Origin of the sequence: Bartonella taylorii 8TBB (assembly GCF_902825155.1) — a bacterium.
In the GTDB taxonomy this organism is placed as follows: Bacteria; Pseudomonadota; Alphaproteobacteria; order Rhizobiales; family Rhizobiaceae; genus Bartonella; species Bartonella taylorii_A.
On record NZ_CADEAG010000002.1, the window covers coordinates 186,465 to 204,322 of the forward strand.

The window sequence follows — 17,858 nt, forward strand, 5'->3', positions numbered from 1 at the left end:
TGCTTTTTAAAAGCAATACTTGTTAAAATAGTTAAATATTTTTTGATCTTAAAGGTTATATCTTTGTAAAAGAAAAAAATGACATATTTGTAATAATAAAAAGTAATTTACTTTTTAGAGCTTGTCGCAGAGAGTATTGCTTCTTTACGATATTAAAGGAGGGAAGTTTGTAAATATTTGATTTCCATATGATAGGCATAAAAAAGCTCAGTGTCCTAAGTTTTTTTATTAACATAAAAAGTTAATGAATGCTGTCCCCTTGAAGATATCCCTGAAGATATCCCTTTTTTTGAGTATCTAGTATAAAGAAAATTATGATAAATGCAATGATCATCATACCGACTATATAAAAATGGAATAAAGATTCATATCCAAGATCTTTTAATCCAAGCGCTACAGTTTCAGCAGAACCACCAAACAATGCATTAGCAATAGCATAAGAGAGTCCAACACCCATTGCGCGTATTGAAGCAGGGAACATTTCTGCTTTTACGATACCAGAGATAGATGTATCAAAACTCATAATGCAGAGCATCCCAATAATGACAGATAATGCTACCCATGTATCATCAGTGTTCCCAATGATTCTCAGTGCAGGGATTGTAAAGATGATGGACAAAGTGCTCCAAATAAGCAGTAAATTTTTTGTGCCAATTTTGTCTGCGAGGGAACCAAATATGGGCTGGAGTAACATGAAAACAAAGAGTGCAGAAGTCATTATTGTTGTAGCAGTATGTTTATCAAATCCGGTAGTCGTTATCAGATATTTTTGCATATAGGTCGTACAGGTATAAAATGTGAGAGATCCTCCAGCTGTAAAACCAATCACTAAAAAGAAAGCTTTTCCATGATTGCATAGAAGCTCTTCAAGACTACCAGCCTGTTTTTTAGAACGCCCTTCTTTTGTCGTTGTTTCATGAAGTGAACGACGTAGGTAAATTGCAACAATTGCTCCCAATCCACCAATTGCAAAAGGAATACGCCACCCCCATGCCTTCAACTGATCTTCTGTTAAATAGAGTGCTAGAGTAAACATAGTTAAACTGGCGAGAAGCTGACCACCAATCAGTGTGGCATATTGGAATGAACTAAAAAACACACGACGACTTTGGGGTGCAACTTCGCTCATATAAGTTATTGTTGTACCATATTCACCGCCCACTGAGAGTCCTTGAAGCATATGAAGTAAAATGAGCAAAATCGCTGCTGTTGCTCCAATGGTTTCATAGGTAGGCAGTAAAGCGATGAGGAATGAGCCACCGCACATCATAAAAACAGAAATAAGCATTGAGCGTTTGCGTCCATAACGGTCAGCAATAAAGCCAAAAAGCCAACCACCAATTGGACGCATGAGAAAGCCTATAAAAAGGACAATGGAAGACTTTAAAAATTCGGTAATATCCCCATTGGAGGGAAAAAACTGTGACGAAAAATAAATGGATGTAAAAGAATAAACATAAAAACCATACCATTCTATCAGATTACTTGATGCACTAGATATGATAGAAAAAATACGTTCTCTTGTATTATGCGGTGTTAGAGTCGCTTCATTCCCCATAACTCTATTCCTTTTTTCTATAGTCTATCCTTTTTTCTGTTCATTTTTCTTGATTATTCCTGTATTTATTTATGAAATATTTATATTACCTTACTTTCTGCGTCAAAAATTTAATCTTATCATGATGACTTTTTGTGTAAGATGTTTGAGGAAAGAGATTTGAACTGTATTTTTATGAATCTTACAGTTTCTATTTTTTGTATTATATAGAATCGAGCATAATGCTACTATGAAAGCCTACCTTGATCTTTTATCTTATGTTTTAAATCAGGGCATTGATCGTGCAGATCGCACCGGTGTTGGGACGCGATCAGTTTTTGGCTATCAGATGCGGTTTGATTTACAGGCTGGGTTCCCATTGTTGACGACAAAGAAATTGCATTTGCGCTCGATCATCTATGAGCTTTTGTGGTTTCTTAAAGGTGATACAAATATCGCATGGTTGAAGGAACATGGTGTGTCAATCTGGGATGAATGGGCCGATGAAAAGGGGAATCTTGGCCCTATTTATGGTTATCAGTGGCGTTCTTGGCCAGCTCCCGATGGACGACATATTGATCAAATTAATAATCTTTTAACTATGATCAAAAAAACGCCTGATTCTCGTCGCTTAATTGTGTCTGCTTGGAACCCTGCACTGATAGAGGAAATGGCTCTCCCACCTTGTCATTGTCTTTTTCAATTTTACGTTGCTGATAGTAAATTATCCTGCCAACTTTATCAACGTTCGGCGGACATTTTCTTAGGTGTTCCCTTCAACATTGCCTCCTATGCGTTATTAACAATGATGATTGCGCAAGTGAGCGGACTTAAAGTAGGAGATTTTATTCATACTCTCGGTGATGTTCACCTTTATTCCAATCATTTTGACCAGGCTCAATATCAGTTATCACGTGTACCAAATACTTTGCCGTTTATGCGTATAAATCCAGAGGTAACAGATCTTTTTTCTTTTAAATTTGAGGATTTTGAATTGCTTAATTATGAAGCACAACCACATATTAAAGCACCGGTAGCAATATGACTTTTCAAGTTTGTTTAATTGCAGCTGTTGCAGAAAATGGTGTTATCGGGCATGAAGGTGCTCTGCCTTGGCATTTGTCGACGGATTTGCAACGCTTTAAGACTTTGACTTTCGGTAAGCCCATTATTATGGGGCGGAAAACTTGGGATTCTCTTGGGCGTCCTTTACCTGGGCGCACGAATATTGTCATTTCCCGCAATCGTGCTTTCACAGCTGAAGGAACTGTTATTGCTCACTCTTTATCTCAGGCTTGTTCAGTTGCAAAAAAGGTGGCTTCTCAAAATAGTGCAGATGCAGTTTTTATTATTGGTGGCGGTGAAATTTTTCAACAAGGGTTGCCTATTGCTGATAAAATATTCCTTACAGAAGTCTTAGCTTCCATTAAAGGTGATAGTTTTTTTCCTGTTTTCGATAAAGAAAAGTGGACTATTGTACAAACACAATATATTCCTGAAGGAGATAAAGACAGTCATCCATCACGTTTTGTGGTTTATGAGCGGAAATAATCATTTGTAATTAAGTGGAAGAAGCCTGTTAGTTACATTGTAATCGGGTAAGAGGTATCCTATAAGATCGAGTGAATGGTTGATATTTGATTAATGGTAGTCAGTTAAAGAGGTGATGATGCCCTGGACAAATCAAAATGGTGGTGGCCCGTGGAGCGGCGATAAAAATAAACTGGGTGGTGATAAGAAAACACCAGCTAAGAATCTCTTTGGTTCTGGTGGCAATGATGGTGGTGATAATGGTTCCAATCTTGATGATATTTTGCGTAAAGGGCAGGATCAGTTTAAACAGGTTGGTAAAGGTGGGATTTTTGTTCTATTGCTTCTGCTTGCCGTGTTGTTTTTACTGTATCAGTCAATTTATATCGTTCAGCAAAATGAACAAGCGGTGGAGTTGCGTTTTGGTGTTCCTAAGGCAGGAATTATCAGTGATGGTTTGCATTTTCACTTTTGGCCAATTGAGACCTATATGAAAGTGCCTTTAACGGAAAAAACAATCGCGATTGGTGGTCAGTCTGGTCAGGCGCAACAAAGTGAAGGTTTGATGCTTTCGAGTGATCAGAATATTGTTAATGTCAATTTTTCCGTTTACTATCGAATTTCACGTCCAAGTGAATTTTTATTCAATGTGAATGATCAAGAAGGGACAGTTCGTCAGGTTGCTGAGAGCGCAATGCGTGAAGTTATTGGTTCACGGCCTGTGGATGATGTTCTACGTGACAAGAAAGAAGAAGTAGCTAATGATGTTAGAAAAGTTACCCAGTTGACTGTAGATAAATATCAACTTGGTGTTGAAATAAGCCGTGTGTCGATCAGTGAAGCTGCTCCTCCTACGAAGGTTGCTGCTGCATTTAATTCTGTTCAGCAGGCAGAGCAAGAACGTGGACGAATGATTGAAGAGGGCAATCGTGTGCGTTTTACTAAGATTGGTTTAGCGAATGGTGAAGCTTCACGCACACGGGAAATTGCAAAAGGTGAAAAGGCGCAAATGGTTGAAGAGGCACGCGGGCGTGCTGAGCGTTTTCAGGCTATCGCTCGCGCGGCAGCAATCTCACCAGAGGCTACGCGTTATCGACTTTATATGGAGACTATGGGGCGTATTCTTTCTTCATCAAATAAGTTGGTTCTTGATCAAGTAAATTCTCCGGCGGTGCCTTATCTCCCTCTGAATGAATTGCTACGTAGCAATTTATCAGAAAACACGAAAAAAACATCAGCACGTTCTACGTCGCTATTGGATTCTCGCATTTCTGGAGGACGCTAATTATGCAGCAGTCTCGTTTCTTGTTTATGTTTAGTACCATAGTGCTTCTTTTGATGATCTTTTGGATGTCATTTTTTATTGTCTATCCTCGTCAACAAGTGGCAATTAAGCGTTTTGGGCAAATTGTTAAGGTAGAGTCTGATCCTGGGATTTATTTGAAAATGCCCTTTGTGGATAAGATGATTGTTATTGATAACCGATTATTACGTTACGATGTTCCCACACAATCTGTGCAGGTTCGTGGTGGTGCTTATTATGAAGTGGATGCGTTCTTTATTTATCGTATTGCGGATCCTAAGTTGTTTTTACAGCGCATTGCTTCGGGGCGTCCGCAAATTGCTGCCCGTGAAAATCTTGCACCGCGTTTTATTGATGCTTTGCGGGCCGTTTATGGTAAGCGAGAGTTTAAGGCAGCCTTGTCAGATGAACGGGGAGCGATGATGGCTGAAGTGCAGCGGCAGTTTTCTGTAGATGCAGGTTCATTGGGTATTACCATTCTTGATGTGCGTATTCGCAAAACTGATTTGACTGATGCTGTGTCGGAGGATGTTTATCGGCAAATGGCCGCTGAACGTGAAGCTGCAGCAGAAAATATTCGTGCTCGCGGGCAGCAGGAGAGGGATCGTATTGTCGCGGAAGCTAATCGCGAATATGAAGAAATCGTAGCAGCTGCAAAACGTGATGCTGAAATTACTCGTGGTGAAGGTCAGGCTGAAAGCATTCGTCTTTTATTGAATGCAAGAGAGGCTAATCCATCATTTTATGATTTTTGGTTAGCGATGGAACAGTACAAAAATTTGGAGCGTGTTCCTATGGTGATTTCACCAAACGAGGATTTCTTTTTCTATTTCCGTAATCCACTGCAAGCAAATAGAAAATTTTCATCAACAATGGATATGGGCTTCGGTAAAACTGACCAAAAACTTGGGGGAGATTAGATGAAATGATGGACTGTGGATAGAAGCTTTGACGTGAGAAGTATGGTCGAGGGTGGCTTTCTTTTATGATGCAAGCTAGGGTATTCAATCATACTGATTGTGCATAGATAAATTTAATGAGGCTTTTTACAGCATTTTGTTAAAGGCATGTCATGGGTAGAAATATCATAGGTAAAAATACGTCTTTGAAGTTTTTTGCTACAAGAGTTGTTGTTTGTGTGGGTGTGTTTTTATCAGCCTCAATCAGTTTTTCTTGGGGAGAGGAGACAAAGAATGCACATCTTCCCATTCCCGATTTAGCTGCTGAGCTTTTGGAGACGGTTGTGAATATTTCCACAGCACAAACCGTTGAAGGAAGCGAACAGGATGAGTATACTTCGGTGCCTGTTATTCCGAAAGATTCATTGTTGCAAGAATATTTTAGTGATTTTTTTACACCCAAAGATGGTCAAAAGGATAGTCAGTTGCAAAAGGTACGTTCTTTGGGATCTGGTTTTGTGATTGATGCGCAAAGAGGGCTTATTGTTACCAATTATCACGTTATTGTTGATGCTGATGATATTGAAGTTAACTTTACCGATGGTACAAAACTGAAAGCAAAATTGCTTGGAAAGGATAGCAAGACTGATTTAGCATTGCTTCAAGTGGATGCAGGAAATAAAAAATTAAAGGCTGTACGTTTTGGTGATTCAGAAAAAGCACGCATTGGTGATTGGGTGATGGCTATCGGGAATCCCTATGGTTTTGGTGGAAGTGTAACTGTTGGTATTATTTCTGCACGCAATCGTGATCTTAATGCTGGTCCTTATGATAATTTTATTCAGACAGATGCAGCGATTAACCGAGGAAATTCTGGTGGTCCGTTGTTTGATAGAAATGGTGAGGTGATTGGGATTAATACAGCAATTATTTCGCCTTCTGGAGGGTCTATTGGTATTGGTTTTGCAATACCATCGGATATGGCTCTTTCTGTGATTAATCAGTTACGTGATTTTGGAGAAATAAGGCGCGGTTGGTTGGCTATTCGTATTCAACCAGTAACAGAAGATATTGCAAAAAGTTTGAAACTAGACAACGCTGTGGGGGCATTGGTTGCTGGTAAAATAGAACAGGCAGATGTAGATAATAGTCAGTTGCAGGATGGAGATGTTATTCTTTCCTTTGGGGATACGAAAATTAAGCATGCACGCGATTTACCGCGTTTAGTAGCAGAAAGTCCGGAAGGAAAAGTGGTAGATGTTACTGTTTTGCGGAACGGCCAAGAAAAAACAGTACAAGTTAAGCTTGGCCGTTTGATTGAGACAGATGCAAATGAAGATACAGAAGAAGAATCCGATGATGAAAAAAACAGTTCTGTATCGAAAAGTGTGACGATGCAATTTATGGGAATGACATTATCTGAGCTTACAGTGGATTTGCGTCATCGTTATTCAATTACAGATAAAGTTCAGGGATTGGTGGTGACATCTGTTACACAAAATAGCGCGGCTGATAAAAAGCGTATTCGCATTGGTGAAGTGATTGTTGATATCAACCAAAGTTCTGTCACAACAATTGATGAGGCTAAAAAACGTATTCATAAACTACGTGAAGCTGGACGCAAAAATGCTCTATTCGTTGTTGCTCAGCCAGATGGAGAGTTACGGTTCGTAACAATCCCAATGGATTGATATTTTGGGGTGAATGGATGCTTTGGAAATTATTTTTTTGAATGTGTGTTTAATTGTTTATATCTCTGTTTTTGTTACAAAAGTATGCGAGTGATGATAGTTTGCTCGCTTTGGTTCTTTAAATAGCCATTATACAGAAAGATTCATATTAGAGCTCATAATTTATGCGTGTTACTGTATATTGTTTTGTGGTTGATAAAAAAGAAAAAATTATGAGAAAAATGGGAGCTTTAAGAAAGTGATTTACTGAAGCCTTATTATAAATAAGAATATCGTCTCTTCTTGTAGATAATTGTAAAAATTATATTTGTTTATGTTGGTCATCCTGAAAAGAATTTTGTTGCGGTATTTTGTTATTGAATAATGGTAGCAAAAGGAAATGCTTTGAGATTTTTTTTAAGAGATTATTGCGTTTATTTTTTCAAAGGTGGCAGAATAATCATAGGAACTTTCTCTGTGTTAATTATATACGTTGTTTGTTTGTATTTTCCTTTGAAGAGTTTACTTTCTGATACTATGGATGAAATGCAGGGATTTGGGGGGTAGTCATGTGTGTTGCAATACGTTGTTGATTGATGGATATAGGTATTCCATTCATGATACAGAGAACGATTACATTGATAGCGGGGCCAACGGCAAGTGGGAAGTCAGCGCTTGCCTTACGCATGGCTCAAGAAAAAAATGCTCTCATCATTAACACTGATTCAATGCAGGTTTATGATGTTTTAAATATTTTAACGGCACGGCCAACGGAAGCTGATACTGCAATTGTTCCACACTATCTCTATGGTTATGTGAGTCCTACTCTGAATTATTCAGTAGGGCAATGGTCACGTGATGTTGAGAAGTTGTTGACTACATTTACCTCGAAATCACTTATTTTTGTTGGTGGAACAGGGCTTTATTTTCGTGCTCTTTTAGAGGGGATTTCAAAAATTCCTCATGTTCCAGATGTTGTGCGGCAGAAATGGCGACTTCGGCTTGATAAAGAAGGAGCTGAAAGTCTTTATCGCCAGTTGTTGCAGGTTGATGCTGTTCTTGCTGAGAAAATTTCTTCACAAGATGGTCAGCGTATCATACGTGCTTTGGAAGTTTATGATGCAACTGATAAGAAGCTAAGTTGGTGGCAGAAGCAAAAAACTTCTCCCTTAATTGTGCCAGATTGTGTCGAAAAAATTCTTCTCATTCCACCACGTCAATTGCTCTATGAACGTATTCATAAGCGGTTGGGCTCTATGATTGAAAGAGGCGCTTTAGAAGAAGTGGTTGCTATGAAAAGGCTTATGCTTTCCCCTTTGTTACCAGCGATGAAGGCTATTGGTGTACCTGAATTTATAGCTTATTTGGATGGATATAGAAGTTTTGAGAATGCTCTTGAAACGGTAAAAACACAAACGAGGAGGTATGCAAAAAGGCAAATGACATGGTTTCGTAATCAATTTGATGAAGAGTGGATGCTGTTTTCTTGATAAGAGAGCTGAAAGGCTTTCAATGCAATTGAAGAAGCGCTGAGAATATTGTAAACGGAAAATTTCTAGTGAGATAATTTTTTATTGACGAATGATATCAATGGAATTAAAGTCTTCCTCACAAAGGGATATTCTTCTTAAGTGTTTTATGCGAAGTAGGGGGTCATACAATATATGTTTTTGTGTGTAATGGGCTCTCTCGGAGCCTTTTTTTATGGGCTCCTTCGGGGGCTTTTTTATTATGCTACCAAGTAGGCGAGTGGGAAAAATGACAGATTATCCAAGAATGCAAGAGAGTGCAGACAGAAAAATAATGTCGGGTGCTGAAATGGTGGTTCAAGCTCTTATTGATCAAGGGGTTAAACATCTCTTTGGTTATCCTGGTGGGGCTGTCCTTCCTATTTTTGATGTTATTTATCAACAAGATGCAGTTCGTCATATTTTGGTGCGTCATGAACAAGCAGCGGGTCATGCTGCTGAAGGTTATGCACGTAGTACAGGGAAGGTAGGCGTTATGCTGGTGACTTCTGGTCCAGGGGCAACGAATGCTGTGACACCTTTGCAAGATGCACTTATGGATTCTATCCCACTTGTTTGTTTTTCTGGTCAGGTTCCAACAACTGTGATTGGAACAAATGGTTTTCAAGAGGCTGATACAGTTGGTATTACAAAGCCCTGTACTAAATATAATTGTTTGGTTGAAAATGTGGATGATCTTGCGGAAATCATTCATGAAGCTTTTTTTATTGCTCAATCAGGACGTCCAGGGCCGGTTTTGATTGATATTCCTAAAGATGTGCAATTTGCTTCAGGTGTTTATAGAGCTCCTCAAGTTTTGGCATCTCTGCGTTCTCGTCCACAATTTAAAGAAGATACTAACACTATCGAATGTGCTGTTTCTCTTTTAGTAGAAGCAAAGCGTCCTGTTATTTATTCTGGTGGTGGTGTTATTTCATCAGGCCCTGAAGCTGTAAAGCTTTTGCGCGATTTAGTTCAACTGGGTGATTTTCCAATTACGTCAACACTCATGGGGCTTGGTGCTTATCCCGCTTCTGGCAAAAATTGGCTTGGAATGCTTGGGATGCATGGAACCTATGAAGCTAATATGGCCATGCATGATTGTGATGTTATGTTGGCTGTTGGTGCGCGCTTTGATGATCGTATCACTGGGCGACTGGATGCATTTGCGCCTCATGCGCGTATTATACATATTGATATTGACCCTTCTTCTATTAATAAGATCGTAAAAGTGAAAGTGCCACTTATTGGTGATGTGGCTGATGTTTTAGGGGATATCAATCGGCGCTTGCACATACAGCAGCCTATATTTAAAAGCGAAAGTCGTGAGGCGTGGTGGATGCAGATTAACCGCTGGAGAGCTCGTAATTCATTGGCGTATGCGGAGAAAAAAGATGTTATCATGCCGCAATATGCTCTTGAACAACTTTATGCTCTTACCAAAGGTGCGAATGCTTATATCACAACGGATGTTGGACAGCATCAGATGTGGGCAGCACAATATTATCGCTTTGAAGAACCAAACCATTGGATGACTTCTGGTGGCCTTGGGACTATGGGTTATGGTCTCCCTGCTGCTATTGGTGTTCAAATTGCACATCCTGATGCGCTTGTTTTATGTATTTCTGGTGATGCTTCAATTCAGATGAATATTCAAGAGCTTGCAACGGCAATTCAGCATAATACGCCAGTGAAAACTTTTATTTTAAATAATCAGTATATGGGTATGGTTCGTCAATGGCAGCAGTTGTTGCATGGCAACCGTCTTTCTCATTCTTATACAGAATCGATGCCTGATTTTGTAAAATTAGCAGAATCTTATGGAGCGGTTGGTATCCGTTGTTCAAAACCCGATGAACTTGATGATAAAATTCAGCAAATGATTGCTTGTGATAAGCCAGTTCTCTTCGATTGTCGTGTTGCGAATTTAGAAAATTGTTTTCCCATGATTCCATCTGGGTGTGCGCATAATGATATGCTGTTACCTGATGAAGCTAATGATGAAGCCGTTGCAAATGCTGTTTCTTCTGAGGGAAAGATTCTTGTATAAAATGAATATGTTAACAAAATAGTGAAGGATGGTGATGATGAAGTCTTTGGAGTCTTCATCTCTGTCTCTTCTTTGTGGAGAGTTCCTATTATTCTTAGAGCTCATTTTATGATTTTCATTCTTTGTTTAAAGACATGGGGTGTATTATTATTTGTTCATCTAAAAAATGTTATAAGTCGTGTGCCCAATTATGTTTGAATTTATTTGTACGCGATGTTTGTTTTTTAAATTCATATGTTCACATTAATAGCTATTTCGGTGCATTTTTTAGATAATATATTGAATTATCTGTTATAAATTGATTACGTTGTTTCATATATGAAAGATTCCATCGTGCAAGAAAAAAAGTCACCGTGCTTAAAGGGGGCAACCATGCAAACCGTCATGCCTATGAAAACAATAGTTTGTCACTATGTTTTTGTTTCGCATTATGAAATTACTCCAAATCGCTTTTTCAAGGGCTTGATAGGAGAATTCTCCTAGCGGCTTGAAAGGAAGGGTAAAAATAACAAAGATTAAATGCAGCCATAGAAAATCAATTGTGGACACCATAGCTTATAGTTAGGTAGTAACCTCACCTGATTATGCGGGACAAATCTATACATATGAGATGTGTAGTCAATATATAAATCAGAATAATACTCAACATCATATCATTACCAGGACATTAACATTGAAAATCAAATACTCTTTCTTTTATTTGTGTCTACATATCTATGATTCCATAAATCTGTAGACACAAATACTCTTTGAATCCACCGCATTGGATTTTCATAACTATCAAATGATCCCAAAAATTTATCTCTAGAGTGTAGAGCCATTTTGTTACCAATGTATAATAATCTTCTTAGTTGTACATCAATTCCAAAAGATACAGCCTCCATAGTTTCATAAAAATGGTCTAAAGCTTCCTTGGCTTTTTTTGACTGTGGCTCTAACATGCCCGGATAAAAAACAGCGCTGATATCTGGGAATTCACCGTCCCCTTGAACTAGGTGGCACTTTACTTGTAGAGATTACCTCATTTTTTCTCCTCTATAGGGAATATTAATTATATATAAATTATCCCTTAAGCTACTCAAATCCTTCTCACTTAAAAGTTTTAAAGCTAGATGTGCATCAGATATTCTCGTTAACGGTCCATCAATATCATTGCGAACACCAGAAAAAATATTCCTTTAGGAGATAAATTTAAACCAGTGATAAATTTTAGTGCAGCATTTTCTATATGAAAATCTAACTCAACTTCAGATCCTAATCCTGTATAATCTTTTTTATTCTCCTCTAAAGGAACCAGATTATTTACTATATGTTCGCCTTCAAACTTAATTGAATAAGGCTCTCCGATCAATCAAGAAAACATCATAATTAAATTTTCGCTAATATAGCCACTTTTACAAGACGCATCTAAATTATAAGGATTAGGTGACGTATTCATTTGTCTATCAATTGGAAGGTTTTCAAAGATTAAATATGGTCTAGGGGTAATAGACATCTTTTGCTTCATAAGAATTGTCAATATTCTATGTGGTCGCAGCGAAAATGCTATTTTTTAGTTCAGCCGAATATTCAATACCACCCGTATGGATCATAAATAACATGGTCTAAAGCCTCTCAAAGTTTGTCTCTTTCGATATTGCTCAATTCAAAAGTATTTTTATTTATCATTATAATTTCCTCCCCGATTATATTTTCCTATTTTTTTATTAAGAAAAGTGAAAAAACAATCATTAAAATTAAAATCAGTCATGTTAGTAAATAAGTGTTTGTAAAATCTTGGATTAATCCAAATAATGGTGGAGCAGTAATAATTGCGATTTGATTTACAGACATTGCTAAACCCAGAGAAAAGCCAACGCTTTCTTTCGGCGAAGAGTCTACAATGTAAGCAACCCAAGGGCCATACCATCCCATTCCAAAAAAAACTAACCAAGCAGATAAAATAGTTAAATAAATTATGGATCCACTCATGTCCCAAATTAATATTAAAAATCCAAAAACTATTGCAATCATGCAAAACAAGACAAGAAAAAATCGTTCTTTTCTACAATGATCACTCCACGCTGCTAAAATAATTCTTCCTAAGGCACCAGAAGCCTGTGAAACAAAAAACAAATAAGCACTTTTATCTAAAGACAGGTGATAGATTCTATAAAAATAAATCGTTATAAAAATGGTTAAAACATATTGAACTATCACAAGTGAAACGCCTGAAAAAATAATATTCTTCATATGCGGCGCAGCCGACATTGCAAGACGAGACCTTACATTTGCATAGAACGAAACCCTTGACTTGCTTTCTGGAACGATAGTTACAACTTTTGCTGGTGAGTGATAAAAAATAATAAATATACATCCACCTAAAAAAGAAACTATGGCACCGACCAAAAACGCACCTTGTATGCCATAGACAAACGCACTAGCAGGAAGAACTATCCCAGCTAATGCCCCCAAAAATGGTAGCCCCGCTTGCCTTATTCCCATTGCAAATCCGCGCTGCGATTGTGGAAACCATGAAGAAACAGATTTAGCGCCACCGGGTTGAGCAGAACTATAAAATCCCCCTACAATTAGCAAACAAACCAAAAGGGAAATATAGTTATCTGCGATTGCTCCCAACAAAAGAGCGACAGAAACGCCGACCGCGCCAACTCCAACAAGTATAGCGCTCGTTAAACTTGTCTAGTAATTCGCCAGCTACAAGTAACCCAATAATAGGTAGGAATTGCGCTGCTGAAGACAGCAAACCTATCTGAGAGTCACTAAGCGAGAAATCCTTCTTAAAAAATTCAGCTAAAGGACCAATCCCTTGAACAAAGAAGCAGGCTGATGCTTGAGCGATAGTGGCAACAAGCAATATAATTCATCTATAATAATTTTTTCCTATAAATTTATTATTGCTCACTCCACCCCCTCCAATTAAAGTGTATTCCAATAAAGTGGCCTTTTTTAATAATGCTTGCAACAATAAATTAGGTATTTTACGCTGATTACATAAAAATCTGTCGATACGTTTGGTATTCATATAAAAGCTAAGGAATATGCTTAATTTAAGGAAATAAGCTATTATGTGTAGTGCAAATTTGATACGCTAGCGATATAAGATAAATTTTACAAACATTGGCTCAGCCGGCATTAAGCGCTCTTCATAAAAGACGCTATATTTTGGCAAGCTTTTTCAATATAATTCTCAAAGCTTTCTCCAGTCACATAGCCCAGATGCGGTGTGCAAAGAACTCTATCTGATTGCAATAATTTGCTCTCATATACCGGCTCGCTGTCATAAACATCCAGTGCAAAGTAAGTTGAATTTTCCAAACTTAGTATTTTTTCTATAGCCCCTTTTTCAACCAAAGCTGAACGTGCTGTGTTGACAAAAATAGCATGAGGTTTCATGCTCAATAGATCATCTAATTGAATGATTCCTCTGGTTTTATCGCTTAAACGTAAATGTACGGATATAATGTCAGGACGTGTAAAAAATTCATCTTTTGAATGCGTAAAATGATAACCTAAATTTTTTGCTTCTTGCGTTGAACGCTCGCTCCCATAAATCAAAATGGACATGCCAAAAGCTTGAGCATATTGAGCAACCATTTTACCAATACGCCCAAACCCGAATATTCCAAGAGTAGCCCCTTTCATTTGGTTGCCAAATGTTGTTTGCCATCGTCCTTTTTTCATGTCAGACACAGATTCACAGAGTTTTCTACGCGCAGACATAATTAAGAGCCACGCAAATTCAGCAGCAGAAGTTGGATCTCCACCACCGTCTAATATTTCAATTCCTAAGTCTCTACAAGCTTCTATATCAATATGTGAACCTATAGGTCCTGTTTGGCAGATTAATTTTAAATTTGGCAGTTTCAGGAGAAGATTTCTATCAACTATAGTCCGCTCTCTGATTAAGATAAGAATATCTATCTCTTTGAGCTTATCTTCTAAATCACATTCTTTAGCTAAATTATTTATAACCAGCACTTCATGCGATTTCATTAATTTTGTAATAGACTGTAATGTTAGGGTGGCTTTTTGATAGTCATCTGGAATTAATATTTTCAATTTAAACCTCCCGTTTCATTCATCAATATTGGAGCTCATTATTTCATTTCTAAAACAACCAAAAAGCAATCTCATCGCTGATATTTTGACATAACGCCAAGCCTATTAACAAATTATACCCCTTGATTTCATTGTTATTTCTAGAATAAGAATAGCATTAATCAGTTAGTTTTTATAAACTTTAAAACATTGCGACAAAAAGAAAAAGTTTGATACAGTAGATGGAGAATTGCACTTTTCTCATATTCTAGAGGACGGACCTGAAGTGCTACGCTGGACTGAAACCCATGTCCCAATTTTCTTATAATAAACTACCAAGAAGGCCATACTTACAAACCAGATTTTATTGTCGAAACAGAAAAAGCTACATATTTGTGCGAGATAAAGCGTGCTTCATATAAGCATGATGTCTCTCTTTATTCGTTGAGATATAACTTATTTGTAGCATGAAGAGTAAATTTATTAAAATCATGGTAAGAGGGAGATAGGAGCTTTATAGGTGTATTATCATAGGATTAAGTAGTTTTTTGAGAGCTATTTCTATTTCTGGCAAAAGGTTTTTGATATATTTAATTATTATTTCGTAATAGTGGATGTAATTTATTTTTATGTGCAAGAAAGCTGATTGATTGTGTAAAATAGTATTCATAAAATTACATTATTCTTATCCTGTTAAGGAGACTTTTTCTAGCGAGGGTTTTGCAATTGCAATGCTCTTTTTTCATTCTAAATTTTGGTTAGAAAAAGCGTATATAGGTGTTATTTTAAATTTAAGATATGCATATTCCATTGTTGGTGTTACTGTTGTAAAAAATGATATTTTACTTGATAAGTATAAGGTGTTACCAAGAAGATCGATGTATAGATGAAATTTAGATTGTTACAATATCTTGAAAAAGCAATGGGTAAATAATTGATCATTATTCTGTGAAAGTGGTGAGATGGCTCTGTATCAGAAATTCTTGGCGACAAAAATTTTTCTTGATATTGGTTTTGTTTTCAAAATGCTTGCTCTTTTTATGCGAATCTTATTTTGATAGACTATGCAGTTTTCACCGGAACAGGATAATGCCTTAAAGGCTGTTGCCACGTGGTTGAGAGATGGGCGTTCTCCGCTTTTTCGTCTCTTTGGCTATGCGGGGACGGGCAAGACAACACTTGCTCGTCATTTTGCTGAAACAGTTGATGGTTCTGTCCAATTTGCTGCGTTTACGGGCAAAGCAGCACAGGTTTTGCGTTCTAAAGGTGCAAGTAATGCTTGTACTATTCATTCATTGATTTATTGTCCGCGTGGAGAAGAAGAAGTTTCTGATGAAGTAACAGGAAAAAAGTCTATTGCACCGACATTTGCATTAAATCGGAAAAGTGCTGCTGCGCAAGCTAAACTTATCATTGTTGATGAGTGTTCGATGGTGGATGAGCAATTAGCGCGTGATTTAATGAGCTTTCGGACACCAATACTTGTTCTCGGTGATCCAGGTCAGTTGCCTCCTATATCAGGAGGAGGTTTTTTTTCCAATGGTACACCAGATTTTCTTCTTTCAGAAATTCATCGGCAAGCGCGTGATAATCCGATTGTTCGTCTTGCTATGGATGTGCGCGAAGGACGCGATATTGCTTATGGAGATTATGGGGCAGCTCGCGTTGTTACACGTAAAGAGGTTGATCAACAATTGGTTTTAGAGGCTGATCAGGTATTGGTAGGGGTGAACCGAACGCGTCACCTTTATAATAAACGTTTACGTGTGCTGAAGGGGTTTACAGCAGATTATCCACAAGCAGGTGATAAACTTGTATGTTTGCGTAATGATCCTGCTAAAGGTTTGTTGAATGGTTCTTTATGGAAAGTGATGACTTCACAGAAGGAAACGGTTAAACTGGGAATTAATCTTCTCGTTAAACCAGAAGAAAGTGAGCGTGGGGTGGCAAAGATTAAGCTTTTAAAAGCAGTATTTGATAACCCTGATAATGAGATCTCATGGCAATTAAAAAAAAGATATGACGATTTTGATTATGGGTATGCATTAACTGTTCATAAAGCGCAAGGATCTCAATGGGACAATGTGGTTTTATTTGATGAAAGTTTTGCCTTTCGTGACATGTATGCGCGCTGGCTGTATACCGGAATTACACGAGCTGCAGAGCGATTAACAATTGTTCGATAGAAAATTTATTCTTTGGAACTATGTTGGCGAATGTATTTTTTTCTGTCTTTAGAATTATACACGGAAAATAGGAGTGTGCATGGCAATAAAGCTTTCGGTTAATCTTAATGCTATTGCTGTTTTACGCAATCGGCGTAATCTTCCGTGGCCAAATATCAAGGAGATTGGGTCTATAGCACTTAAAGCTGGCGCTGCTGGTTTGACGGTTCATCCGCGACCTGATGAAAGGCATATCCGTTTTGCTGATTTGCCAGATATACATTATTTAATAAACAGCAGGTTTCCTGCTGCTGAATTTAATATTGAAGGTTATCCAAGCGATAGGTTTTTGGATATAGCAGAAAAATATGCTGATCAGATTACTCTTGTTCCTGATGACCCAGCTCAGTCAACTTCTGATCATGGTTGGAATTTTTCTCAACACGCAGAATTTTTAGCACCTATTATTCAGCATTTGAAAGAAAAAAAAATTCGTGTGTCATTATTTGCTGATCCTACTATAGATGGTCTTGATATTGCTAAAGCGATTGGTGCTGATCGTGTAGAATTTTATACGGGACCTTATGGTGGTGTGTTTAATGATAAGGAAAAGCAAGATCAAGAGCTCAATAAACTTGTTTTAGCAGCAAGAAGAGCTAAAGAGCTGCGCTTAGGTGTTAATGCAGGACATGATCTAACAATTATGAATCTTCCTGCTCTTGTTAACTGTATTCCTTGGCTTGATGAAGTGTCTATTGGTCATGGACTTATTGCTGATGCGTTAGAGTATGGAATGCATGATACTGTTCAGCGTTTCATTCGGTTATTAGTGTGATCCTTTTCCTTTTCTACGGTTGAGAGGATAAATTTCTATAAAGTGCTGCGCTCAGTTTAAAACAATTAGCGATAATTTTTTCATATTAGCCTGTAAAGAGAAAGGCTATGAACAGAGCTTTTTAGCTTTGGTACGATCTACTTTAAAGAAGCAGAAAATCAGCGGATGATTTTATTAGAGATACAAGATTTATATAAGTTTGTGTAAACGTTTATAGTTTTCAAGCAGCGTTTGCTCGTTTTTTGTTAAACAAATGTCTTATAAGATCGCACTCTTATCTAACAAAATAGTAGATTTCATACATAGCGGCGATGCCGAAA

General features: G+C 37.6%; 13 protein-coding genes. 9 read left to right on the forward strand and 4 right to left on the reverse strand.

Annotated elements, in window-relative coordinates; all coding sequences use genetic code 11:
- Positions 1 to 241: 241 nt before the first annotated feature.
- Positions 242 to 1,558, reverse strand: coding sequence for an MFS family transporter (locus J7R13_RS02970; protein ID WP_208437408.1), 1,317 nt, complete (start codon positions 1,556 to 1,558; stop codon positions 242 to 244).
- 229 nt (positions 1,559 to 1,787) lie between these two features.
- Here J7R13_RS02970 and J7R13_RS02975 point away from each other — a divergent pair, with 229 nt between their 5' ends.
- The 7 genes from J7R13_RS02975 (at position 1,788) to J7R13_RS03005 (ending at position 10,497) form a co-directional block, all read left to right on the forward strand.
- Complete coding sequence (locus J7R13_RS02975) at positions 1,788 to 2,582, forward strand: thymidylate synthase (protein ID WP_208437409.1); 795 nt, start codon at positions 1,788 to 1,790, stop codon at positions 2,580 to 2,582.
- The gene (locus J7R13_RS02980) at positions 2,579 to 3,088 is read left to right on the forward strand and encodes a dihydrofolate reductase (protein WP_208437410.1); all 510 of its coding nucleotides are present in this window, start codon (positions 2,579 to 2,581) and stop codon (positions 3,086 to 3,088) included. Before J7R13_RS02975 ends, J7R13_RS02980 begins: the two co-directional genes overlap by 4 nt.
- 118 nt (positions 3,089 to 3,206) lie before the next feature.
- Positions 3,207 to 4,352 carry an FtsH protease activity modulator HflK gene (gene hflK / locus J7R13_RS02985; protein ID WP_208437411.1) on the forward strand — a complete coding sequence of 382 codons (1,146 nt, stop codon included), beginning with the start codon at positions 3,207 to 3,209 and terminating at the stop codon, positions 4,350 to 4,352.
- Positions 4,353 to 4,354: 2 nt separating this feature from the next.
- The gene (hflC, locus tag J7R13_RS02990; RefSeq protein WP_208437412.1) at positions 4,355 to 5,290 is read left to right on the forward strand and encodes a protease modulator HflC; all 936 of its coding nucleotides are present in this window, start codon (positions 4,355 to 4,357) and stop codon (positions 5,288 to 5,290) included.
- A 152-nt stretch (positions 5,291 to 5,442) separates the two neighbouring features.
- Positions 5,443 to 6,960, forward strand: coding sequence for a Do family serine endopeptidase (locus J7R13_RS02995; RefSeq protein ID WP_208437413.1), 1,518 nt, complete (start codon positions 5,443 to 5,445; stop codon positions 6,958 to 6,960).
- Between the two features lie 596 nt (positions 6,961 to 7,556).
- Positions 7,557 to 8,429, forward strand: coding sequence for a tRNA (adenosine(37)-N6)-dimethylallyltransferase MiaA (gene miaA / locus J7R13_RS03000; protein WP_208437414.1), 873 nt, complete (start codon positions 7,557 to 7,559; stop codon positions 8,427 to 8,429).
- A gap of 268 nt (positions 8,430 to 8,697) precedes the next feature.
- The gene (locus J7R13_RS03005) at positions 8,698 to 10,497 is read left to right on the forward strand and encodes an acetolactate synthase 3 large subunit (RefSeq protein ID WP_208437415.1); all 1,800 of its coding nucleotides are present in this window, start codon (positions 8,698 to 8,700) and stop codon (positions 10,495 to 10,497) included.
- A 1,132-nt stretch (positions 10,498 to 11,629) separates the two neighbouring features.
- On the opposite strand, the gene J7R13_RS09520 is transcribed toward J7R13_RS03005, so the two are convergent.
- From J7R13_RS09520 to J7R13_RS03020, 3 genes are all read right to left on the reverse strand, one after another.
- Positions 11,630 to 11,848 carry a hypothetical protein gene (locus tag J7R13_RS09520; protein WP_246786259.1) on the reverse strand — a complete coding sequence of 73 codons (219 nt, stop codon included), beginning with the start codon at positions 11,846 to 11,848 and terminating at the stop codon, positions 11,630 to 11,632.
- 395 nt (positions 11,849 to 12,243) lie between these two features.
- Entirely contained in the window at positions 12,244 to 13,116 is an 873-nt protein-coding gene (locus J7R13_RS03015; protein ID WP_246786260.1) for an MFS transporter, read from the reverse strand.
- Between the two features lie 516 nt (positions 13,117 to 13,632).
- Positions 13,633 to 14,559, reverse strand: coding sequence for a D-2-hydroxyacid dehydrogenase family protein (locus J7R13_RS03020; RefSeq protein WP_208437416.1), 927 nt, complete (start codon positions 14,557 to 14,559; stop codon positions 13,633 to 13,635).
- A gap of 1,043 nt (positions 14,560 to 15,602) precedes the next feature.
- Here J7R13_RS03020 and J7R13_RS03025 point away from each other — a divergent pair.
- Positions 15,603 to 16,724, forward strand: a complete 1,122-nt coding sequence (locus J7R13_RS03025; RefSeq protein WP_078692203.1) for an ATP-dependent DNA helicase — start codon at positions 15,603 to 15,605, stop codon at positions 16,722 to 16,724.
- A 79-nt stretch (positions 16,725 to 16,803) separates the two neighbouring features.
- Positions 16,804 to 17,538: a pyridoxine 5'-phosphate synthase gene (locus J7R13_RS03030; protein ID WP_208437417.1), complete on the forward strand. Its 735-nt coding sequence runs from the start codon at positions 16,804 to 16,806 to the stop codon at positions 17,536 to 17,538.
- The last annotated feature ends 320 nt before the right edge of the window (positions 17,539 to 17,858 follow it).